Here is a 20,172-nt window from a genome sequence, read left to right on the forward strand (position 1 = left end):
AATGGCAAAGATGTGGATTAACATGGGTCCTCAGCACCCTATGACACACGGTCTCTGGAATCTTCGTATCGAAGTAGATGGAGAAACCGTTACAAATTCTGAGCCAGTCATTGGATATCTTCACCGCGGATGGGAAAAGATGGTGGAAGACAGAACATATCCGCAGATCATTCCCATGGCCGACAGACTCTGTTATGGTTCATCATATACATGGAGCCACGTATACTGCTTGGCAGTAGAGGACCTCATGGAACTGGAAGTTCCTGAGCGTGCTAAATACATCCGTGTAATCGCTGATGAACTGCAGAGAATCGCATCACACCTGATGTGGTTGGCTGCTATCGGTCCAGATCTTGGTAACCTGACTATTTTCCTTTATGCAATGAGGGAAAGAGAGCTTTTCATGGATCTTTTCCAGTCATTGTGCGGTGCGAGGATGACATATAATTACACTCGTATCGGCGGTGTCAGAAATGATACGACCCCTGAGTGGGAAAGAGACCTTGTTAGAACTCTAGACTTTTTTGAAAAGCGTATGGATGAGTACGAAGACCTCGTCGATCGTAACGTTGTTTTCAGAATGAGAATGGAAGATCTAGCACCTCTCTCTGCAGCAGACGCCATTAACCTCGGCGTTACAGGACCAAGCCTGCGTGGAAGCGGTGTGGACTTTGATGTCCGTCAAGATGATCCATATGAAGTCTATGAAAACTTAGACTGGCATTCCTGCGTACAGCCTGATTGTGATGTTTACGCAAGATACAGAGTAAGAATGGATGAAATGAGAATGTCTGTTCAAATTATCCGTGACGCTCTCAAAAAGATGCCCAAAGGTCCTGTCAGAGTAAAGCCTCCGCGCTATGCTCCAGAAGGCACAGGTATGGCTAGAATGGAAGACCCTCGTGGAGAGAGTCTGATGTATGTTATAGGTGATGGAACAGAGAAGCCATTCAGACTGAAAGTAAGAAGTCCTTTCTTCGTTACGCTTTCTGCCGCACCTGTCATGGTAAACGGATGCAAGGTAGCAGATGTCCCATCCATCATGGGTATGATCGATGTCTGCATGGGTGAAACGGACAGGTGATTTAGATGAGCAGTGTATCTATTGACTTATGGGGCGGAATGGATGCCTTAGCTAACTGGTTGATGGATGACGTCTTAGGCGCATTCTTCAACTGGCTGGGTCTTCATGGATTCGCCGACTTCCTGATGAGCGATACCTTGGGAACAGTAATTATGTTGCTGCTCATTGGTATCTTCGTCTTCATTGTCGGATTCCTTGTGGATATCACAATGATCTGGCAGGAACGTAAGATGCTGGGAAGGTTGATGGACCGCAGAGGTACAATGGTTGGTCCTTTGGGTTATTTCCAGAACATCGCTGATGGTTTGAAGACCTTCTTGAAAGAGACAATCATTCCCGAAAATGCTGATGAAGGCGTTTTCAACTTAGTGCCTGTTCTATACATTGGAACATCTGTACTTTTGCTAGGTACTCTTCCACTGAGTACTCAGTGGTATATGTCCAATTCAGAACTCGGTGTGCTTCTGACTTTTGCAATCTTCTGTATTGCACCGTTCGTTATTCTGCTCGGTGGCTGGGCTTCAAACAACAAATATACCCTCATCGGTGGAATGCGTGCAGCCGCACAGATTATTTCTTATGAAATTCCGTTGTTCTTGGCTGTAGTATCAGTTATTATTCTGACTGGAAGCATGAACTACGGTGACATTGTAGCCTGGCAGCAAGCCAATATGTGGTTAGGAATACCATTGATTATTGGTTTCATAGTATTCTTCATAGGAATTACTGCTGAAGCGGAAAGGGTTCCTTTCGATCTTCCTGAAGCAGAAGCAGAACTTGTAGAAGGATGGGGTACAGAATATGGTGGTTTCAGATTTGGTTTGATGATGCTTACTGATTACTTCCGTGGTTATGCCGGTTGTGCAGTAGTTGCTTTGTTATTCCTTGGCGGATGGGACGGACCATTCCCGAATATCATACCGGAGGAAGTCTGGTTCTTACTCAAAGCATTCATCGTGTTTGCCGTTATGATCTGGGTAAGAGGTGCTCTGCCTCGTGTCAGGACCGATCAGATCCTGAGCATCGGGTGGAAGAGACTCCTGCCTCTGGCTGCAATCAACGTGTTCATTGCAATCGCATTAAAAGCAACAGGAGTGTTCTAAAATGGCTGAAGCAAAAAGATCCAATAAACAAAGGTCTAAAGAGCTAGGCCTGACAGGTTTCCTCCTGAAGCCTCTTGCCCTTACATTAAAACAAACACTCAAGTCTACAATCCATAAACCGACAACCGTCTTGTATCCATGGGAGAAACTAGTTCTTCCTGATGTATACCGCGGTCGTCCCGGACTTAGATTTGACAAGTGCATAGGTTGCGGAGTATGCATGCGTATCTGCCCCAACAGATGCATTGATATGATGGAAGTCGACGATCTTCCAAAAGATGGTGTCGAGACTCCTGCTAAAGTAAAGAGGCCGAGAGTAAATGTCGGTCGCTGCATGATGTGTGGTTACTGTGCGGAATATTGTCCCACTGATGCCATGATCGTCACGCCCGAATACGAGCTAGCCTCCTTTACACGTGGAGCATTAATCTACGATCCTTATCAGTTGCAATATGAGGGAGTACCTGGAAATGAAGTTCATATTCTGGAAGTCTTGCCAGCAGAACTTCATACTGGAGCAGCTCCCAGACCTGCATTGGAGAACAAGGATCTGCCATCCCTTGAAGACAGCAAGTGCATCGGATGCTCAAAATGTGTAAAAATCTGCCCGGTAAACGCTGTTGAAATGAAGGAGATGGGCGTAAATGAAAAAGGCCGTCCGATTAAAAGGCCTGTTTTCGATAATGATAAGTGCGTATCTTGTGAAAACTGCGTAGAAGTTTGCCCCAAGAGTGCGCTCTGTATGAAGGAGGTGCAGTAATGGCCTGGGAGATTTTAGGAGCATCCATAGGCTGGGACGAATTCTTCTTCCTATTCTTTGCTATAGTGACAATCGCTGGAGCAATATTAGTGTTGTATTCCAAAGAAATTGTACGTAGCGTTATGTGGCTCGCTTTGGCGTTCATGGGCGTAGCGTTTACTTACATCTTCTTAGGAGCTGAATTCCTTGCGTTGATTCAGATTTTGATCTATGTCGGAGCAGTTTCAGTTCTGATGCTGTTCGGTATCATGCTGACAAAGCGCAAGCTGTTGGGTGGTGATCGCGATGAATAAGCGTGTAGTATACTCAGTCGTGATGGTCCTCGTCGGAATACTGTTCTTATCAGTACTGCTGTGGCCTATACTGACAGGCGATCTTTCAACAGGATACACTCAGCAGAATACCGACACTTACGAGCTTGGTAAACTGATGTTTGACAACTACGGACTAGCTCTGATCGGAGTAGGAATTGTGCTTTTCGTCTCTATGCTTGGAGGCGTATATCTTGCAAAAGAAGAGGAGGAGGATAAGGAATGATTCCATTGGAATGGTTCATCTGTCTCTCAGCGATTCTCTTCGTAATCGGAGCAGTAGGAGTTCTCACAAAAAGAAATGCAATCATCGTGCTGATGTGTGTTGAACTTATGCTGAATGCAGCCAACATAAACTTTGTCGCATTCTCCTCATACACTGGAGGATTGACTGGACAAGTGTTTGCGGTATTTGCTATTGCAATAGCTGCAGCTGAAGTAGCAGTAGGTCTTGCTATCGTAATGACCTTGTACAAAGCCAGGGACACTGTCAACGTTGACGAAGTCAAACTCTTGAGGTGGTAAAGTGTTCGCTGAATATTCCTGGTTAATTCCCATCTTTCCATTGATTGCATTTGTAGTCGTTGGATTCCTGGGAAACAAATTGTTTAAAAAAGCGGAAGGAGGAGCACCAATCGCCATCATAATGGCAGCTATATCCTGTGTTCTTTCTCTGTTAGTAGCTTATGAAACTTTAACCACCGGTGATGTTTACAAAGCATCTCTTGAGTGGATGATCGTTGATGGATTCACATTCAACATGGGTATCTACATCGACAACCTGACTGCATTGATGCTTATTGTAGTATCATTCATTGCAACTCTTGTTGTAATATACTCAATAGGATACATGCATGATGAGGGAGAAAAGAAACGCAGATACTATGCAATCATCTCCCTGTTCATTGGTGTAATGCTTGGATTAGTCCTTGCATCCAACTATCTGCAGATGTTTATCTTCTGGGAGTTAGTTGGTCTGTGTTCCTATCTGTTAATCGGATTCTGGAACACAAAGCCGTCTGCTGCTTCTGCAGCAAAGAAGGCTTTCCTCGTCACCAGAATCGGTGACATAATGTTAATGCTCGGCCTGATAATCTTCTTTGTAGGATTCAAAGGCAATCTGGACTTTGACTACATTTTCAACAATGTAGACTTGTTCACAGGCGGCGACACATTACTGACAATCGGTACCTTCATGATCTTTGGAGGTGCAATCGGTAAATCTGCGCAGTTCCCTCTGCACGACTGGCTTCCAGATGCTATGGAAGGTCCAACTACAGTATCTGCTTTAATCCACGCAGCAACAATGGTTAAAGCTGGTGTATACTTAGTAGCAAGGTCCTATCCAGTGCTCATAGAAACACCAGACACTCTGATAATCATCGCAGCAGTAGGTGGATTCACAGCGCTGTTCGCTGCAACAATGGCTCTCAACAATACAAACATCAAGAGAGTCCTTGCATACTCTACAATCAGCCAGCTTGGTTACATGTTCCTTGCATTAGGAGCTTCAGGTTATCTCTTTGCAGTATCTGGAGATCCAAACACTGGATACATGGCTGGTATGTCTCATCTTATGAACCACGCTTTCTTCAAAGCATTGCTCTTCTTAAGCGCAGGTGCGGTGATACACGCTGTGCATACGGAAGATATGATGCGGATGGGAGGCTTGTCAAAGAAGCTGAAAATCACGTCTACTGTGATGTTGCTGGGTTGTATCTCTATAGCAGGTATTCCGCCGTTCAGCGGATTCTGGTCTAAAGATGAAATCTTGGCGACTGTGTTTGAAACTGGTGCGTATAATACAGGATTCTACCTGCTGTATGCATTTGGTATCATTGCAGCATTCATCACAGCATTCTATATGTTCAGGCTATGGTTCCTTACTTTCAGCGGAAAGCCGAGAGATCAGGAGATCTATGATCACGCCCACGAAGCTCCAAAAGTGATGTGGATTCCACTCGTGATCTTAGCTGTATTAGCAGTAGGATCTGGTCTTGCCGGTATTCTCCTTGGAATGGAAGGTACACTTGAACCTGCGGCATACCTGCAAACAATGCACATTGCTTCAGGAACAGACATGATCATTGACATGTTCCAGCAGCCGCTTACGTATGTGTCAATAGTCGTTGCAATCCTTGGTATTGCAGTAGCATATCTGATGTACTACTCCAAGACAATCGATCCTGCAAGGATTTCTGAAAGCAAAATCGGAAAGAAACTCGGAAATGTCTTACTGGCCAGGTATGGATTTACTGCCGGTTACGACCTTTTCGGAACAAAAGTGATATACGGTATAGCAAAGGCAGTTGACTGGTTTGACAGAAACATCATCGATGGAATTGTCAAACTGATCTCATTGATCTGTACACTTGTTGGAAAATTACTGAGATTCGTACAAAACGGTCTTGTCCAGACCTATGCTAGTATCGTTGTGGTTGGAGTGTCGCTAGTTGTGATTCTCCTCCTTGCTTTCGGAGGTATGTTCTAATGTTAGATAATCTCGCCACATCTCTGGCTGATACTCTAGAGGGCATTCCAGTATTGTCCCTCTTAATCATAATTCCCTTAATCGGGGCATTAGCTGCCTTCTTCTTTGGAAAGAAGAGCGCTAAGCTCGCCAAATCAATAGCATTGGCGTTCTCATTCGTAGCCTTGGTTCTTTCAGCCCTTGTGCTGATTGCATACTACGGCTCAGGCAATGGGGGCTTCATGTTCTCTGAGAACTACGTATGGGTAGAACAGCTTGGTATCAACTACAACCTTGCAATAGACGGATTAAGCCTTCCAATGGTTTTCCTGTCTACTCTGCTGGTATTCCTTGCAACTTTGTTCTCCTGGGACGTCTCAGAGAAAACAAGAACATACATGTCTCTCATGTTAGTGCTAGAAGTAGGTGTACTCGGAGTCTTCATGTCTCTGGACTATTTCCTCTTCTATATCTTCTGGGAGATCGTGCTTATTCCAATGTTCTTCCTCATATCTATATGGGGAGGACCAAACAAATCATACGCATCAATTAAATTCCTTATATACACACACGTAGCGTCTTTGGTAATGCTGCTTGGTATCTTTGCACTGTACTTCACAGCTGCAGGAGATCTAGGCTATTACACATTTGACATGGCTCAGATAGCATCTGTATCTGGATCTTTGGAATCCGGCATGAGGACTCTGATCTTCGCAGCCCTGTTCTTTGGATTCATCGTCAAGATGCCTATGGTTCCATTCCATACATGGCTTCCAGATGCTCACGTGCAGGCGCCTACAGCAGGATCCGTGCTACTTGCAGGTATTCTGCTTAAAATGGGTGCATACGGAATAATTCGTGTCTGTCTTCCAATCTTCCCGGTCGATGTTTCGTACGAGATATTTGGAGTTGTAATCAACTGGCAGATGATCTTGGCCGCCATAGGTGTCGTTTCGATGGTATATGGTGCCTTTGCTTGTCTCGCGCAGACAGACCTCAAGAAAATGGTTGCATACTCATCAATCAGCCACATGGGTATTGTGATGCTAGGAATCGCCACTCTCTCAGAGCTTGGAATCGCTGCAGCAATATTCCAGATGTTTGCCCATGGTATCATCGCGGCTGTACTCTTCATGGTATGCGGTATGTTCCAGCACAAAGCCGGAACAAGGGAAATCCCACTTCTGGGCGGTTTAGTTACAAAGATGCCAATAGTCTCTGTAATCATGATGTTCAGCTTTATGGCCTCTCTGGGTCTTCCTGGACTTGCCGGATTCGTAGCTGAATTCTCCGTGTTTACAGCAACCTTTGATTGGTTAGGAACAAACTACTGGTACTGGATAATCATACCACTCATGACCGTGGCCTTAACTGCTGCTTACTACCTGTGGGCAATGCAGAGAACAATCTTCGGAGAACTTACCACCAAGATCCGCACCGACAACATTCGCGATGCTCATTGGTTCGAAGTAGCTCCAATAGTGGTTCTCCTTCTGCTCATAGTACTGCTGGGAGTATGGCCTTCAGCACTGATGGATGTAATCACACCGACTCTTCCGTTTCTGAGTATACCAGGGGTGATTTGAAATGGATCTTAACTTTGACTTAGAGAATTCGTACGCTGCATTTTACCCAATGCTAGTGATAATCCTCTTTGCTGTGGTCCTGCCAGCAATTCACCGTCTGGTGAAATCTAGCAAGGGCCTTGCAGGAGTTTCCTTAGTGGGAATCTTGATCAGCGCAGCGATTGTGGTATACAACATAATGGATGGATATCCAGATCCGATTGTATTCAACGGAACGCCAATGATAACATTTGATGTCTTTGCAGCAGTGTTCTCACTGGTGTTCCTTTCAGTATCTGCGTTAGTATGCTTACTGGCTTCCAGATACATTGAAAAAGACCTACACCTGGCAGAGTTCTTCTCATTAACTCTGCTGGCTACAGCAGGTATGATGATGGTAGCTTCTGCAAGCGACATCATCATGATGTTTGTAGGTCTCGAAACAACTTCAATCGCATCATATGCCTTAGTGGCATTCCGCAAGAAAGATAAGCTGAGCACAGAAGCTGGTGTAAAATACGTAATCATCGGTGGTTTCTCAACCGCCCTTGCATTATACGGTATATCACTGCTTTATGGTCTCTCTGGAACAACAAACTTCGAACTGATGAACGAGTACTTTGCTCTCAACGGATCAAGTTCCCTGGCTCTGCTGGGTATCGGTCTGATGATTGCTGGTTTCGGCTTCAAGATCGCATTGGTTCCGTTCCATATGTGGGCACCAGATGTGTATGAAGGAGCTCCAACTCCGACATCCGCACTCTTAGCTGCCGGATCAAAGAGCATGGGATTCGTACTGCTCTTCAAAATGCTGTTAGTTGCATTAATTGCACTGAAAGCAGACTGGGAAGTAGTAGTTGGAATACTCGCAATCCTGACAATGACTGTTGGAAACTTGCTTGCATTGGCACAGACCAGCATGAAGAGAATGCTTGCATACTCTTCAATCGCACAGGCAGGTTACATCATCATTGCAATTGCAGTGGCAACCCAGTTCTCAGTTGAAAGCGGTATATTCCACGTGATTACACACGCGTTCATGAAGGCCGGTGCTTTCATTGTTGTGGGTGCATTAATCTACAAGGCAGGTATCGGAGAGAAAATCACAGACTACAAGGGATTGTCCACACGCGCACCTTTGGTTGCATTTGCGATGATGATCTTCATGTTTGCTCTTGCAGGTATTCCACCGCTCTCAGGTTTCTGGAGTAAAGTCTATCTGTTCTCTGGAGCAATTGAAGCATCTACAATAATGGATCAGGGATGGTTAGTCTGGCTTGCGATCGCAGGTATCTTGAACAGTGCTCTGTCTCTGTACTACTATGCACGTGTAGTCAAATACATGTATGTAGACAAGCCAGCTTCTCACGACAAAATCCGTCTGCCAGTTACAATGGCTGTCGCGATTGCAGTTTGTGTGATTGCCACTGTTGTGATCGGTCTCTGGCCTGATGTCGTAGTAGACTACTGTGCACAGGCAGCAAGCTTCTTCACTCAGCTTCCGCTGGGCCAGCCTTGGTAAGCAGAGGCTCTGAAACCATTTTCCATAAACATTTTATTGCCCCTGTGGCTGAAATAACGCCCAGGGGTTCTTCATTTTCTCCAACTACCAGAATGTTATCTTTACCCCAGCTGTCCATTACTTTCATTACATTCATCAGTGACTCTTCTGGTCTTACCTGAATACAGGGCTTGCTTCCAGACAGACTGCACGAATCAATAAATGTCCTCAGTGGAATGTTAATGCTTTCTTCACGGGCCAGTATGCCTGTTATATCCTGAGCATGAACAAATCCGGCAATAGTGCTCTCAGTCCCAACGGCAACATCCGGACGGTTTTCATTCGCTATGAGTTCGAGAGCATCTTCTAGACTGCCTTCATAGTTCAAAACAGTGGGCGAAATGTCCATAGCATCTGCTGCAGTCAAATTGTTTAATGCCTCAATGTAATCCATGATTACGTCTTAGTCCCGCTTCCGGTCAATATATGTTTCGTGAATTTCCTTCGTAAAAAATGCCTCAAACGGGACGAAGTTGCACTTAAATCCAGCATCCCTTTAGATAGCGTTATGTACTCAATTGTTATTAAAGCGAGCAATGTCGACTGAATGGGAGAAGCCAATCATTGATGACATCCGTACGGTTGAGTCAGAAATGTTACGGAATGTCAAGTCTAGGCATCCCCTTCTAAATGAAATTGCTATGGAAGCTGTCTCTGTTGGAGGAAAAAGAATACGCCCTGGTGTTTCTTTATTGGCCTTCCATTGTGTTGGGGGAGAAGACAAAGACAGAATAATAAAATTGGCCGTAGCTTTAGAATTAATTCACTCCGCAACATTGGTTCATGACGACATCAATGATAAAGCGGAAATGAGGCGCGGGAAAACAGCCATCTATAAAAAATACGGGCTCGAACGCGCTATAATAACTGGTGACTTTCTTTTTGTTCAAGGTTTCAAACTCGGTGGATATATGGAATCCGAAGAGATTATCGGATTTGTAGCAAGTGCTTGTTCAAATATGGCAGAGAGTGAATTCCTTCAGATTGATGAAGAACATGACATCTCAACACCATTGGAAACTTACTTGAATATTATCGGGGGTAAAACTGCTGGTGCAATAGAAGCCAGTGCAAGACTCGGTGCCTATATCGGAGGGGGATCTCCAGAAGAGATAAACTCCTTAGGCGAGTATGGCAGAAACATGGGATACGCTTTTCAGATCATCGATGATATCTTAGATATCACCGGCAACGAGGCAGACATGGGAAAGCCCGTTGGAATGGATATCAAAGACGGACGTCCGAATCTGCCAGTCATGATCGCCATGAATCTGGGAAACGAGTTCATTTCCAAGATCTTTAAGGAAAAATCACCTTCTGATGAAGAAATCAAAGAAGCAGTGAGGCTTGTTAAAGACTCAGGGGCGTTAGATGTTGCACGTAACCATGCCCAGGACTTTTATAATAAGGCTCTGGAATCAATAGAAAACATCGCTTCTTCAGTCTACAAGGACTCTTTAATCTCTCTTGCTGATACCATTATGACAAGGAGATCATAAGGCATGGCTACAGATTATGATGTGATTGTTGTAGGTGCAGGTCCAGCAGGCAGCGGGGCTGCTCAATATGCGGCTGCAGGCGGAGCTAAAGTTCTTCTTATCGATAGAAAAGAGAACATCGGCGAACCTGTTGCGTGCGGGGAGTTTATGCCTGATTTGGAAGAAATGAGAGCAATACTTCCTTTTGCAGATGATCTGGATACAATCTTTGACATTCCTGCAGAGTATATTCTGAGGGAAATGGATCTGTTTAAAATTCATTTCCAGACTGATAAGTACTGGGATATTCCATTCAAAGGATACACGACAGACAGGCGTTTTTTTGACAAGTACCTTGCAGAAAGGGCCAGAAAAGAAGGCGCTGAGATAATGACTTCTACCCATGCCATGTCTGTAAACGGTACAGAAGTTGTAACAAACAATGGAACATTCACCTCAAAAGTGATCATTGGTGCAGACGGTCCAGTATCTAGAGTGGCAAGTGCTCATTCTCTACCTAAAAATAAGAATATGTATCCTGCCGTGACTTCACAGGCGGTTGGAGAATTTGAACCCGTCATGCACATGTTCTTTGGAAGTCTGGCTCCAGGAGCTTATGCGTGGATCCTTCCAAAAAAGGAAGGAGCAAATGTTGGAGTAGGTGCAGATCCCAGGCATTCTGATAAAAAAGTAACAGATTACTTTCAGACATTTATTTCTCAGCAGAATCTCAATGTCACAGGGCGCCCGATTGGAAAATACGTACCGTCTCAGGGTCCAGTCTCAAAAACATATACTGATAATGCCATGATCGTAGGAGATGCTGCAGGGCATGTCATTGCAGTCAATGGCGGCGGAATCCCAATAGCAATGGTCTGCGGGAGAATCGCTGGAATTGTAGCTGCAGAACACGTATCTTCTGGAGTACCTCTTTCAAAGTATGAAGAAGAGTGGAGAAAACAAGTTTATAAACCCCTTCACACCGCAGTTAAAGTAAATCATCTGGCTCAATTCTTTTTCAAAGGCCCAATGAGACTGGAGTTTTCCATGAAAGTCCTTGGTGCAAGAAGAATGGGAAAAATCCTCAGATGCCGTTCACCTTTTCCTTGAGCGCACTGATTTCAGAGGGCTGCCGCAAATCGGACAGTCTGGATAATTTTTATCCCATTCTTTACGGCATCCTGTGCATTTATATGTCCAGTTTATGACTTCATCAATTTCTTTCATTCCTACCCCTCGAAACGAAATTTTTAGAATTTTAGCCAGATTCTGAATTGAATAGTCATCTGTAAGAACGGTACTCTCTGTTTCGATAGCCAGTGCCAATACGCTTTTGTCAACTGGAGACAGGCGGAGGTCATCCCCTGATGATGCTGAAGCTTTTTCTATGGTGTCAATGAATTCCTGCGAAGGCTCTTTGACCTCTATGAACTCATCCCAATACTTCAGTCTGGGATCCTTATATTTCTTTAATTCGGATATGACTCCTGGAACTGTATACAATACTCCGTTTGGAAGGTCTTGCATAGAGAATAAAGCAGAACTGTCCAATACGTATTTCATAATAATGATGAATACTGTTTACTTTCAAAAACTATTCGATGTTTAATCAGTGATTTATACTGAAATTCGCTCGCAATGACTAAATATGTATTTTGTTTTTTTAAAATTATGAGTCAGATCGAAGTGGATCAAGAAGTAATTGATTTCATCTTAAAAAATGATCAAGATTATAGAGTTTCAACGTCATGCTCTGGTCCTGTTGTAGTTCCAATAACTATCAAAGCCCCTAAAACAACTGATTTGCAGATAAAGGTCGGAAATCACATACTGTATATCTCAAGGGTACAAGCCAGATACATATCATGTGTGACACCGGATATGCTTGACGAAATGAGATACCGTACCTGCCCTGCTTTTTAAAATCATGATACGACTGCGGATCTAACCGCAGTCTGTTTCATTCATACAACTTGATCGAATCTGCTGATTTTTCTACAACATCTGCAATATCCAGCAGATTCTCCTGTTCTATTATTAAATCAACAGAAGTCATAGTAGCTGGTCTGAATGGAACTATAGTACATGGTACTCCTTTTCTTATTGAAATCTCATATGTACCGATCGTTTTTGCGATGCTTTCTATCTCCAGCTTATCCAGGCCGATCAGGGGCCTCACTACTGGAAATTCCAATTTGTACTCTTCTGCCGCTATGTTCTGCAATGTCTGAGATGCAACCTGTCCGAGAGACTCGCCAGTTGAGATAAAATCAGCACCTGTTTTCTGAGCCAGACTCTTGGCTACTCTGAGCATGATCCGCTTACACATCACACATTGAAGATTTCCTTTACATTTGTTCTTGATGGACTCCTGGCTGATTCCATGCGGAGCCACATATAACGGAATGCTCCCGCCGAGCTCTTCTTCCAGTCTTTTTTTGAGATCAAATGCCTTTTCATAGTTTGAATCATCAGAATATGGTCTGTTGTCCATATGCAGTAGCACTACTTCACAGCCGTTTTTCCCTGCCATGTACGCGGCTACTGGTGAATCGATTCCTCCGGAAAGGAGACAGACAGTCTTCAAAAATTAAACCGCCTTAAAACTCTACGCAGCCATAATCATCGGCTATGGTGCGGGTCTCTGTCCTTTCACAGGCTTTGCATTTCAAGACCTTGCCGTCTGCTTCCATCGGCTTCCTGCATTTCCTGCAGAGGGCTTTAATTGCGCCATAGTGCGGTTCTTGTGTGGAGAGCTGCACAGAAGGTTTTACTTGCAGTACTTTAGCTCTGATTACGTCCCCTGGGCGGTATTCATTTCCCACATCCTGAACGTATTCAGATGACAGCTTAGATACATGAATTGTAGCGGACTTGTCTCCGGTGATATCCCTGTCATTGCCGTCCGATGCAATGATTTCACACACTGCCATGCTTGCCCTTACATCAGTTATCCTGCAGAATACATTATCTCCAGGCTTCAGAATATTAGGTTCATTTACTGGCTTTACGGTGGCAGTCATATCGTTATCATTGAGAGAAAGCTTACCTGCTACACTGGCACGGATAATCCCTTCGTGCTCATATGTACCTTCTGCGGGTATGTACTCTTCAACAACTGCGACTTCATCACCAGGTAAAACAAATTTACTCATATTTTATCACCGTTAACTATTATTTTACATTTTATTCATGTCAATACCAATCAGAACTACATTAGTATTTTTCTTCATCTTGTTATGGAACTGAAACATGTGAGGTATCGATAAGATATATTCTTTCTGTAAGAATACCTCTCCTCCAAGCGATTCTACCATCTTTTCAAGGAATTTAATTGTTGAAGAATTATGAAGGCTGTAGATCTTATTTGCGGATCGGCATGCGGTCTCTAGGAAGGGTCTGTCAGCATTCTTTTTTTGAGATCCAAACGGAGGGTTCATTATCACAGTGTCTGCAGCGATTTCTATATTTTTTATGTCAGAGTTTATCAGATTGATTTCTGCACCTGCTTTCTCTGCATTTGTCACAGCTTCGGCATAAGCCGCAGGATCAACCTCCACGCCTGTTACATTTCCTCCGAGAATGTATGATCCTATGGAAAGAATCCCCGTGCCGCATCCAAGATCCAGTACCTTTTTCTCAAATATATCTCCGTTGGAGTATGCGATAAACAGCATATCTGCCGCGATATTTGCCGGAGTGCTGTACTGTTCCAGCTCAGCTTTGGGTGAGGAATGCGGCGGAATCTGCTGAAGTATCCGCTCCAGTTCGTTCTTTTTCATTGAAGTCCCAGTCCGAGGTAGTTTGAACTTGTTAAAATACCCGATATGACTCCATTCCTTCTGATAAGAACGGCATCTTCATGATGAAGATGAATGGCCGCTATCTCTATGGGCGTGTTTTCATCCAGCACTATGTATGGTGGCCCCATAATTTCGCTTATCTTTACAGAAATAATCTCTTTTGAATCAATATTGTCTCTGCATTTTCCGAGAATATAGTCTTTTATCTGTTCTTCGCTTACTCCGCCGACAACTTGTCCTTTTTTCATTACTGGAAGCTGTGCGTAGTGCCCTTTAAGCATCTTTTCAATAGTTTCCACCAATGAAGTTTCTGGACTTACACAAGTCAACTCTCTTGATGCAAGATCTCCGACTGTGAATTGTATATCCAATTCGTCTCTGTTGAGTAACCTGCTCTTTGTTATTTCTTCAAATGCATTAAAGATGGATCGAACCTTTTCATACGATGGATCTACGTCCCCGTGTTCTATTTTAGCTATCAAAGACTGTGATACACCGGAACTGTCTGCAAGTTCGCGCTGAGAAATATTAAGTCTGGCTCTTATCTGTTTAATCTTGTCTAATGGTGGTAGCCGAGGTATCAAGGCTAGCGCGGAAAATGTCATTGGGATCATATTCACTTTTTGACCTAAAAATATTCTCATGGTCCTTGATGGGACACACCAATCCTTATGATCTTTTTAGAACTATTAGACAAATTGTTAGAAAATACATGATTTGTAGATATTAGGTGAATTATGTGCCTATAATTTGTACGAATCTCTAGAAATTTAACATTTTTATGTGTTTTTGACCAAAACTGTTATTAAGTCGAAGCTGTTCGTGTCTTTAGTGCTACATGTTAGCGTGGACGGAATGGCCGAAATGGTTGGAAAATTAGAAGGGTCAATGAATTACATTGACGGATCTGATGAAGAAATCTATGATTTCCCAGAATTGCCATCATACGGGGCAGCCAGGCCTCCCGGTCTGACTTCTATAATGGGTGGATGCGGGATCGCCGGGTGCATAGATGTACATGGTGGAAAAATACGGGGAGATAAAATAGCCAAAATGCTATCCATCATGAGCGAAAGAGAAAACGGACTCGGGTCTGGTTATGTTGCTTATGGGATTTTTCCAGATCATAAGGATGATTACTGCTTGCAGTTCTTCTTTGATGATGAAGAATCGATGTCTGCCGTAGAAGAATATCTGAAGAGTCACGGCGAAATTACCAAAGATGAACGTGTCTACACCATTGAACACTCAGATGTGCGGATGCCTCATCCTATAGTTTGGAGATATTTCTTCATTCCGAATATAACTCCGAAATCTGCAGATCCTGATCAATGTATTGTGGATCTGGTGATGAAGATTAATTCTTCAATTCCCGGAGCATTTTGTATCTCAAGTGGAAAAAATATGGCTGTTTTCAAAGGTAATGGATTCTCTTACCAGATTGCAGAATATTATGATCTCTCCAGGTATGAGGCTCAGATGTGGTGTTCTCATTCACGTTTTCCTACAAATACTCCAGGCTGGTGGGCAGGTACACATCCCATATGCCTCCTGGACTGGTCTGTATGTCATAATGGTGAAATCACATCATATGGAGTTAACCGTAAATTTGTAGAGATGAATGGTTACAAGTGCACGCTTCTCACTGACTCTGAAGTAATTACATACATATGGGATATTCTGGTTAGAAAACACGGTCTTCCTCTGCAGGTTGCAGCTTTTGCCATGGCACCTGCTTATTATGATGATATGGCGCTAATGAGCGACCATGATAAACAAATTGCACAGCAGCTTCGGATAACCTATAAGGAAGCATTTCTGAACGGTCCATTTTCTATCCTAGTTGGAAAAACATGTCCAGAGGTAACTATGCTGGCAATGGCAGATCGTAAAAAACTGCGTCCATTGATTATTGGTCACAATGAATCTGATGGATTGGTGTATGCTGCTTCAGAGGAATGTGCTATAAGAAACGTTGACGAAAACGTTCGCACATGGGTAACAAATCCTGGAAATCCTATGATTGCACGAGTTGGTGAAGGAATCATCAGGTATGGTACAGAAAGACATTTTGAGGGGATATCTAATGAATAATACTGTTTGGAAAATACCAGATAGGTTCCAGCCTTTGATATCTAAATCATGCATTATTTGTAAAAAATGCATAAAAGAATGCTCATATGATGTTCTTGAATTCAGTGACGGTGCAATACATGCAAAACACGGCTGCGTAGCATGTCAACGTTGTGTTGAAATGTGTCCTATGGATGCAATTGAAATCCGTCACATTCCAGATACTCTAGCACCTCATGGGAATTACACAGAGCGCCACAGGCGAGCTATTCTTTCTCAGGCGAATTCCGGCGGGGTTCTGTTGTCATCTTGCGGAACAGATCTTTCATACAACAGCATATTTGATGATCTGCTGCTGGATGCAGCTCAGGTTACAAACCCTGCTGTAGATCCACTTAGAGAAACCATTGAAACGAAGACATATGTCGGAAACCGTACTGGGCGTTTACGTTTGTCTCCAGAGGGCAATATCGTAAGCAAACTTGGCTGCGGAGTAATGATGGATATGCCCATTATGCTCGGACACGTGTCTCTGGGGGCTGTAAGTTATAACGCTCAGAAAGCGCTATTCATGGCTGCTAGTAGGCTGAACATACTTGCAGGAACAGGTGAGGGAGGCATTCACAAAGATTTCAGAGGGTTTTCTCAGCACCTTAACAGTGAAGTGGCATCAGGCCGTTTTGGAGTGAATCCAGATTTCTTGAAAAATGTAGCTTCCGTGGAAATTAAAATTGGACAAGGAGCAAAACCCGGCCATGGCGGTCATCTTCCAGGTGAAAAAGTTTCAAATATCATCTCTGAAACAAGAATGATTCCTCTTGGAACAGATGCTCTTTCTCCATATCCGCATCATGACATATATTCAATTGAAGATCTTGAGCAGTTGATTGCTACATTAAAAGAAGCGGTCAATTATGAACATCCCGTTGGAGTGAAAATTGCAGCAGTACATAATGTGGCGGCAATTGCATCTGGTGCTGTCAGGGCCGGTGCTGATTTCATAACTCTCGATGGTTTTAGAGGCGGTACAGGTTCAACTCCCAGAATCATAAGAGACTATGCGGGGATACCTATTGAGATAGCTGTGGCAGTCGTTGACAAACGTCTTACTGATGAAGGGCTCAGGAACAGAGTAACTCTCTGCGCTGGTGGAAGCATAAGAAGTTCTGCGGACATGGTAAAAACAATTGCGCTCGGAGCAGATGTTGTTGGAGTATGTACCGCAGCATTAATTGCCATGGGCTGTAGAGTTTGCCAATCTTGTCACTTGGGAAACTGCTCATGGGGTATAGCAACGCAGAGGCCAGATCTGGTTTCAAGGCTGGATCCAGAACAGGGTGCTGAAAGAGTAGTCAGACTGCTCAGTGCGTGGAATGAAGAACTGAAAGAGATTCTTGGGGCTATGGGAATCGATTCTGTCGAATCTCTTGTGGGAAACAGGGATAGACTCAGATATATCGGTTCTAACCCGAGGATTGCAGATGTTATGGGTATAAAACATGCAGGTGAGGGTTGGGGATGATATCAGTTTCAGATAACTCGGTCAATTCAATATTAGTTGAACCTAAGACCATAATTGATACTGCAGAAAGAGATAGATACGGACGCCCAGTTGATTATAAAATAGTAAATAATAAAATACGTAGAGCAGTGTCAGACGGAGTCAAATCCATCTCTCTTACTGGCATTATGGGTCAACGATATATTGCTGCAGCAATGAATGAAAAAGTCAGTATTTCCATAGATGGCACCCCAGGTAATAATCTGGGTGCGTTCATGGACGGCCCTCTCATTGAGGTATTTGGAAACGCTCAGGATATGACTGGAAATACCATGTCCTCTGGGAAAATAATCGTTCATGGTAATGCCTGGGATGTTACCGGACTCTCAATGAGAGGTGGAAAAATATTCGTCAAAGGCAGTACAGGAACCAGGGTTGGTATACATATGAAAGAATTCGCTCAGATGAGTCCTCAAATCGTAATCGGTGGAAGAACTGGAGATTATCTGGGCGAATATATGGCAGGAGGAGTAATACTGGTTTTAGGTGAAAATATTCCTAAACAGTTATCTCCAGTTGGATTGAGCATTGGTTCTGGAATTCACGGAGGGCGAATATTCATCCGGGGAAAAGTGGAGGATCATCAGATCGGAGTGGGTGCAAAGCTGGAGACTGTAAATGATGATGATTTAAAATTAATTAATGAACTGATAGATGAATACGAATCATATTTCGGACAGTTATCTTCAGAAAGTGGCTTCGTTAAAGTGGTGCCCTCTTCTTCCCGCCCGTTCCTCGGCCACTTCGATCCGACTCAAATCTAACTCGTTCCAGGAAACCGCATGATCTCTTCCATGATGATGCGGACTTCCACATCTTTTAGTCCGGCAGGGATCAGCTTGTTTGATATTATCGTGTCAAGAGTTTCCGAATCGTGAGCCCTGAGGCGGATTATAACTCTTCTGTCACCGCTGACAGCCGAAACCTCTGCCACTCCATCCACACCATTCAGTTTTCTTAAGTCTCTTACAGACACTCCGTCTTCTACATCTGCCAATACAATAGCGTCTGCTTTCATGCCTGTAATTTCTCTGTCGACTATCGCAGCATAACCGAGAATTACATTGTAATCTTCCATCCGCCTTATTCTGTCTCTGACAGTAGACGGGGAGCGTCTGAGTTTGGCGGCTATTTCTCTATATGTTAACTTACCATCAGCCTTTAAAAGATTCAATATCCGACGGTTCATGTCATCAACGGCAACCATCCAGTTTCTCTCCGGAATTAATGACGTAACCCGGGGCAGATAATACCTTCCATTTGTCCAACAACAATAGAATTACATTTGTAAAGAAAAAGGAGGTGATCGCTTTGCGATCATAATGTTATGAATGTTGGTGTTTCTGGCTTTGGGGAATAGCATGATTCGCTGGAATCAGTTATTTCCATTGGGTATGTGTTTTTTACAGATTCTACAGCAGAGCGTATGACATTTCCCAGTTTGTCAGGATCAGAAGTCACACGGGCATTTACAATCAATTTTGCATCCTCCGATACATATCTGGATCCATGAATGCTGTCTGTCTGCACTGAATCACACACCAGAGACATTTTCACTCCGGCTGATGGAGATGCAATCACGATTTTTACATGTGCTATTTCATCTGGCGTATATTCATTGGTTATTGATCTCATGATGGACATCGATAGATCATACATGTCTATCTTATCCAGAGGCTTCATCTGATTTATGGAAGAATACCAGGACATAGCTGATTTCTCAAATGAAAACTTAACTGTGTTTTCTCCTTTTTGATTTTTAGTGCTTACTGACGAAGACATTATTACCTGTGCTATTTCATCAATTCCTTTCATAGTCTTTGAGGAATATTTGATGATCGATGCCTCTGGTGCAAGCTTCTTAATTTCTTCTTCAGCTGCTGTTTCTTCTTCTTTATTAATTAAATCCATTTTTGACATCAAGACTATTTCAGCTTCTTTTACCTGATGAGCCGGTATTAGTTTTTTAGTTGATTCGATATCTGCTGCCCTTATACCATCGACCACTACCATGAAGGGAGCTACTTCGAATTCCTCTGGATACTGCATTTTCAGAGGTTCAATCACAGATGACAGAATATTCGTTGAGGTTCCAATCGGTTCTGCGATTATATAATCAGGGCGTTTAATCTGCACAATTGATCTGGCATTTTTAACGAATTCAGGAAATGTTGAACAGAAACAGCCGCCTACTATTTCTTTTACATCAAAGCCAGCGTCCTGCACGTATTCTGTATCTACTAAGGCATGTCCCTGATCATTTGTGATGATTGCGGTACTTTTTCCGTATTTATCCTTTAAGAGTCTTGCTAGATTAACTGTTAGTGTGGTTTTGCCTGCTCCTAAATAGCCGCCAATAACTATGAACCGGGTACGTATTTTTTCACTCATAATCTCACCATC

Annotated in this window: 23 protein-coding genes; 15 read left to right on the plus strand and 8 right to left on the minus strand. The window is 43.4% G+C overall.

Annotated elements, in window-relative coordinates; genetic code table 11:
- The first annotated feature begins 1 nt into the window (after nucleotide 1).
- The 9 genes from H729_RS00955 to H729_RS00995 are packed head-to-tail and all read left to right on the plus strand — an operon-like array spanning nucleotide 2 to nucleotide 8,815.
- A complete protein-coding gene (locus tag H729_RS00955) occupies nucleotides 2-1,084 on the plus strand; it encodes an NADH-quinone oxidoreductase subunit D (protein WP_020448129.1) in 1,083 nt (360 codons plus the stop codon).
- 5 nt (nucleotides 1,085-1,089) lie between these two features.
- Nucleotides 1,090-2,187, plus strand: a complete 1,098-nt coding sequence (gene nuoH / locus H729_RS00960) for an NADH-quinone oxidoreductase subunit NuoH (protein ID WP_020448130.1) — start codon at nucleotides 1,090-1,092, stop codon at nucleotides 2,185-2,187.
- 1 nt (nucleotide 2,188) lies between these two features.
- Complete coding sequence (locus H729_RS00965; RefSeq protein WP_020448131.1) at nucleotides 2,189-2,947, plus strand: 4Fe-4S binding protein; 759 nt, start codon at nucleotides 2,189-2,191, stop codon at nucleotides 2,945-2,947.
- Nucleotides 2,947-3,240, plus strand: coding sequence for an NADH-quinone oxidoreductase subunit J family protein (locus tag H729_RS00970; RefSeq protein WP_020448132.1), 294 nt, complete (start codon nucleotides 2,947-2,949; stop codon nucleotides 3,238-3,240). The genes H729_RS00965 and H729_RS00970 overlap by 1 nt, the downstream gene beginning before the upstream one ends.
- Nucleotides 3,233-3,484 carry an NADH-quinone oxidoreductase subunit J gene (locus H729_RS00975; protein ID WP_020448133.1) on the plus strand — a complete coding sequence of 84 codons (252 nt, stop codon included), beginning with the start codon at nucleotides 3,233-3,235 and terminating at the stop codon, nucleotides 3,482-3,484. The genes H729_RS00970 and H729_RS00975 overlap by 8 nt, the downstream gene beginning before the upstream one ends.
- The gene (gene fpoK / locus H729_RS00980) at nucleotides 3,481-3,783 is read left to right on the plus strand and encodes a F420H2 dehydrogenase subunit FpoK (protein ID WP_020448134.1); all 303 of its coding nucleotides are present in this window, start codon (nucleotides 3,481-3,483) and stop codon (nucleotides 3,781-3,783) included. Before H729_RS00975 ends, fpoK begins: the two co-directional genes overlap by 4 nt.
- 1 nt (nucleotide 3,784) lies before the next feature.
- The gene (nuoL, locus tag H729_RS00985) at nucleotides 3,785-5,749 is read left to right on the plus strand and encodes an NADH-quinone oxidoreductase subunit L (RefSeq protein ID WP_020448135.1); all 1,965 of its coding nucleotides are present in this window, start codon (nucleotides 3,785-3,787) and stop codon (nucleotides 5,747-5,749) included.
- Nucleotides 5,749-7,314 (plus strand): complex I subunit 4 family protein, encoded by a 1,566-nt coding sequence (locus tag H729_RS00990; RefSeq protein ID WP_020448136.1) that lies wholly within the window; start codon nucleotides 5,749-5,751, stop codon nucleotides 7,312-7,314. The genes nuoL and H729_RS00990 overlap by 1 nt, the downstream gene beginning before the upstream one ends.
- A 1-nt stretch (nucleotide 7,315) precedes the next feature.
- On the plus strand, nucleotides 7,316-8,815 hold the full coding sequence (locus H729_RS00995; RefSeq protein WP_020448137.1) for an NADH-quinone oxidoreductase subunit N: 1,500 nt from the start codon (nucleotides 7,316-7,318) through the stop codon (nucleotides 8,813-8,815).
- Here H729_RS00995 and H729_RS01000 read toward each other — a convergent pair.
- Complete coding sequence (locus H729_RS01000) at nucleotides 8,784-9,248, minus strand: CBS domain-containing protein (RefSeq protein WP_020448138.1); 465 nt, start codon at nucleotides 9,246-9,248, stop codon at nucleotides 8,784-8,786. The genes H729_RS00995 and H729_RS01000 overlap by 32 nt on opposite strands.
- 142 nt (nucleotides 9,249-9,390) lie before the next feature.
- Here H729_RS01000 and H729_RS01005 point away from each other — a divergent pair, with 142 nt between their 5' ends.
- Nucleotides 9,391-10,353 (plus strand): polyprenyl synthetase family protein, encoded by a 963-nt coding sequence (locus tag H729_RS01005; RefSeq protein WP_020448139.1) that lies wholly within the window; start codon nucleotides 9,391-9,393, stop codon nucleotides 10,351-10,353.
- 3 nt (nucleotides 10,354-10,356) lie between these two features.
- Nucleotides 10,357-11,442, plus strand: a complete 1,086-nt coding sequence (locus tag H729_RS01010; protein ID WP_020448140.1) for an NAD(P)/FAD-dependent oxidoreductase — start codon at nucleotides 10,357-10,359, stop codon at nucleotides 11,440-11,442.
- Here the strand turns inward: H729_RS01010 and H729_RS01015 are convergent.
- On the minus strand, nucleotides 11,428-11,895 hold the full coding sequence (locus H729_RS01015) for an NOB1 family endonuclease (RefSeq protein ID WP_048133774.1): 468 nt from the start codon (nucleotides 11,893-11,895) through the stop codon (nucleotides 11,428-11,430). The genes H729_RS01010 and H729_RS01015 overlap by 15 nt on opposite strands.
- A 108-nt stretch (nucleotides 11,896-12,003) precedes the next feature.
- Here H729_RS01015 and H729_RS01020 point away from each other — a divergent pair, with 108 nt between their 5' ends.
- Nucleotides 12,004-12,255: a hypothetical protein gene (locus H729_RS01020; protein WP_020448142.1), complete on the plus strand. Its 252-nt coding sequence runs from the start codon at nucleotides 12,004-12,006 to the stop codon at nucleotides 12,253-12,255.
- A gap of 37 nt (nucleotides 12,256-12,292) precedes the next feature.
- Here H729_RS01020 and H729_RS01025 read toward each other — a convergent pair whose 3' ends face one another.
- Genes H729_RS01025 through H729_RS01040 form a run of 4 tightly spaced genes read right to left on the minus strand, consistent with a single transcriptional unit; the run spans nucleotide 12,293 to nucleotide 14,740 of the window.
- Entirely contained in the window at nucleotides 12,293-12,919 is a 627-nt protein-coding gene (locus H729_RS01025) for a 7-cyano-7-deazaguanine synthase (protein WP_020448143.1), read from the minus strand.
- A 13-nt stretch (nucleotides 12,920-12,932) separates the two neighbouring features.
- Nucleotides 12,933-13,487 carry an exosome complex RNA-binding protein Csl4 gene (locus tag H729_RS01030; RefSeq protein WP_020448144.1) on the minus strand — a complete coding sequence of 185 codons (555 nt, stop codon included), beginning with the start codon at nucleotides 13,485-13,487 and terminating at the stop codon, nucleotides 12,933-12,935.
- Nucleotides 13,488-13,511: 24 nt separating this feature from the next.
- A complete protein-coding gene (locus tag H729_RS01035) occupies nucleotides 13,512-14,114 on the minus strand; it encodes an METTL5 family protein (protein ID WP_020448145.1) in 603 nt (200 codons plus the stop codon).
- Nucleotides 14,111-14,740, minus strand: coding sequence for a CBS domain-containing protein (locus H729_RS01040; protein WP_048133776.1), 630 nt, complete (start codon nucleotides 14,738-14,740; stop codon nucleotides 14,111-14,113). The genes H729_RS01035 and H729_RS01040 overlap by 4 nt, the downstream gene beginning before the upstream one ends.
- Before the next feature lie 250 nt (nucleotides 14,741-14,990).
- Here H729_RS01040 and H729_RS01045 point away from each other — a divergent pair, with 250 nt between their 5' ends.
- From H729_RS01045 to H729_RS01055, 3 genes are read left to right on the plus strand one after another with little or no spacing between them, the layout of a single operon-like run.
- Nucleotides 14,991-16,229, plus strand: coding sequence for a class II glutamine amidotransferase domain-containing protein (locus tag H729_RS01045; RefSeq protein WP_020448147.1), 1,239 nt, complete (start codon nucleotides 14,991-14,993; stop codon nucleotides 16,227-16,229).
- Entirely contained in the window at nucleotides 16,222-17,730 is a 1,509-nt protein-coding gene (locus H729_RS01050) for a glutamate synthase-related protein (RefSeq protein WP_048133778.1), read from the plus strand. The genes H729_RS01045 and H729_RS01050 overlap by 8 nt, the downstream gene beginning before the upstream one ends.
- Nucleotides 17,727-18,533, plus strand: coding sequence for a GltB/FmdC/FwdC-like GXGXG domain-containing protein (locus H729_RS01055; protein ID WP_020448149.1), 807 nt, complete (start codon nucleotides 17,727-17,729; stop codon nucleotides 18,531-18,533). The genes H729_RS01050 and H729_RS01055 overlap by 4 nt, the downstream gene beginning before the upstream one ends.
- Here H729_RS01055 and H729_RS01060 read toward each other — a convergent pair.
- Both H729_RS01060 and H729_RS01065 read right to left on the minus strand, forming a co-directional pair.
- Nucleotides 18,530-18,976, minus strand: a complete 447-nt coding sequence (locus H729_RS01060; RefSeq protein ID WP_020448150.1) for an Lrp/AsnC family transcriptional regulator — start codon at nucleotides 18,974-18,976, stop codon at nucleotides 18,530-18,532. The genes H729_RS01055 and H729_RS01060 overlap by 4 nt on opposite strands.
- 110 nt (nucleotides 18,977-19,086) lie before the next feature.
- Entirely contained in the window at nucleotides 19,087-20,160 is a 1,074-nt protein-coding gene (locus H729_RS01065; RefSeq protein WP_020448151.1) for a GTP-binding protein, read from the minus strand.
- Nucleotides 20,161-20,172 lie beyond the last annotated feature (12 nt).

This window comes from Candidatus Methanomassiliicoccus intestinalis Issoire-Mx1, from assembly GCF_000404225.1.
Classification (GTDB): Archaea; Thermoplasmatota; Thermoplasmata; order Methanomassiliicoccales; family Methanomassiliicoccaceae; genus Methanomassiliicoccus_A; species Methanomassiliicoccus_A intestinalis.

Coding starts and splice junctions, on each gene's coding strand:
- H729_RS01065 (WP_020448151.1), bottom strand. CDS start 20,160: ATGAGTGAAAAAATACGTACCCGGTTCATAGTTATTGGCGGCTATTTA.
- H729_RS00970 (WP_020448132.1), top strand. CDS start 2,947: ATGGCCTGGGAGATTTTAGGAGCATCCATAGGCTGGGACGAATTCTTC.
- H729_RS01015 (WP_048133774.1), bottom strand. CDS start 11,895: ATGAAATACGTATTGGACAGTTCTGCTTTATTCTCTATGCAAGACCTT.
- H729_RS01030 (WP_020448144.1), bottom strand. CDS start 13,487: ATGAGTAAATTTGTTTTACCTGGTGATGAAGTCGCAGTTGTTGAAGAG.
- fpoK (WP_020448134.1), top strand. CDS start 3,481: ATGATTCCATTGGAATGGTTCATCTGTCTCTCAGCGATTCTCTTCGTA.
- H729_RS01035 (WP_020448145.1), bottom strand. CDS start 14,114: ATGAAAAAGAACGAACTGGAGCGGATACTTCAGCAGATTCCGCCGCAT.
- H729_RS01000 (WP_020448138.1), bottom strand. CDS start 9,248: ATGGATTACATTGAGGCATTAAACAATTTGACTGCAGCAGATGCTATG.
- H729_RS01050 (WP_048133778.1), top strand. CDS start 16,222: ATGAATAATACTGTTTGGAAAATACCAGATAGGTTCCAGCCTTTGATA.
- H729_RS00995 (WP_020448137.1), top strand. CDS start 7,316: ATGGATCTTAACTTTGACTTAGAGAATTCGTACGCTGCATTTTACCCA.
- H729_RS01060 (WP_020448150.1), bottom strand. CDS start 18,976: ATGGTTGCCGTTGATGACATGAACCGTCGGATATTGAATCTTTTAAAG.
- H729_RS01040 (WP_048133776.1), bottom strand. CDS start 14,740: ATGACATTTTCCGCGCTAGCCTTGATACCTCGGCTACCACCATTAGAC.
- H729_RS00965 (WP_020448131.1), top strand. CDS start 2,189: ATGGCTGAAGCAAAAAGATCCAATAAACAAAGGTCTAAAGAGCTAGGC.
- H729_RS01055 (WP_020448149.1), top strand. CDS start 17,727: ATGATATCAGTTTCAGATAACTCGGTCAATTCAATATTAGTTGAACCT.
- H729_RS00955 (WP_020448129.1), top strand. CDS start 2: ATGGCAAAGATGTGGATTAACATGGGTCCTCAGCACCCTATGACACAC.
- H729_RS00975 (WP_020448133.1), top strand. CDS start 3,233: ATGAATAAGCGTGTAGTATACTCAGTCGTGATGGTCCTCGTCGGAATA.
- H729_RS01010 (WP_020448140.1), top strand. CDS start 10,357: ATGGCTACAGATTATGATGTGATTGTTGTAGGTGCAGGTCCAGCAGGC.
- nuoH (WP_020448130.1), top strand. CDS start 1,090: ATGAGCAGTGTATCTATTGACTTATGGGGCGGAATGGATGCCTTAGCT.
- H729_RS00990 (WP_020448136.1), top strand. CDS start 5,749: ATGTTAGATAATCTCGCCACATCTCTGGCTGATACTCTAGAGGGCATT.
- H729_RS01020 (WP_020448142.1), top strand. CDS start 12,004: ATGAGTCAGATCGAAGTGGATCAAGAAGTAATTGATTTCATCTTAAAA.
- H729_RS01005 (WP_020448139.1), top strand. CDS start 9,391: ATGTCGACTGAATGGGAGAAGCCAATCATTGATGACATCCGTACGGTT.
- H729_RS01045 (WP_020448147.1), top strand. CDS start 14,991: ATGGCCGAAATGGTTGGAAAATTAGAAGGGTCAATGAATTACATTGAC.